The 854-nt window shown below is 74.4% G+C and carries 1 protein-coding gene; it reads right to left on the bottom strand.

Features of this window, described 5'->3' with window-relative positions:
* Positions 1–134 precede the first annotated feature (134 nt).
* On the bottom strand, positions 135–854 hold a 720-nt coding region (locus AC1DWF_RS33255), incomplete at its 5' end, for a PepSY-associated TM helix domain-containing protein (protein WP_476842765.1).

Genomic DNA, 854 nt, shown 5'->3' on the forward strand with positions numbered 1-854 from the left:
GCCCCAGGGCGAGAGGTCCTGCGGCAGCATGGCGCGCGCGGCGCTGACCGGCGCCTGCGCATGGGCTTGCGCGGCGATCACGAGCAGGCCCGCGGGGGCCAGGATACGGGCGAGAACGCGCTTCGGCATGGCAGTCACTTTCCTAGGCTGGCGTCGCCTCCGGCGGGCAGGGGGCGGGCCCCCGCCAGCGCGGCGGTACGGCGCGCCTGCGTGACCCGCTGGGCGCGTCGCCGCCCCAGCCAGGCCAGCAGGCCGGTGGTGAAGAGAAGCGGCAGGGAGAGTCCTGCCAGGAAAACGGCGAGGCGCCCAGGCATGCCGAGCACGGAGCCGCCATGYAGCCAGCGCTGCAGCGCCAGCGCCTCCTCGGCCCAGCCGCGGGTGCGCGGCGAGACCTCGCTCAGCACCGCACCGGACCAGGGATCGACCAGGATGGCGCTGCGGACCCGCGCCTCGGGGCTGGAGCCCTCGGGCCGGAAGGTCACCTGCCAGCGCGGCGAGGGCGGGGCGGGCGGGATCACGGTGCTGATCACCTGGCCGGGTCCGATGGCCTGGCGGGCGGCGGCGACGGCGGCGTCGGCATCCACGGTGAAGGCTTCACGCCGCGGCGGCGTGGGCGCCGGCCGCACGGGTGCGGCGATGCCGAGCAGGCCGCGATAGACATCCGGGAAGATGATCGCGGTGCCGCTGATCGACATCGACAGGAACACCGCCAGCATCCAGATGCCGGTGACCTGGTGCAGGTCGAGATTGAAGCGCAGGAAGGGCCGGCGGCGGATCAGGGTCAGGGCCTCCGTGTAGGAGGCGCCGTTGCGCGGCCACCAGGTCCAGAGGCCGGTGAGCGCCAAGGTCAGCAG

This window comes from Aminobacter sp. P4_D5 (genome assembly GCF_056401815.1).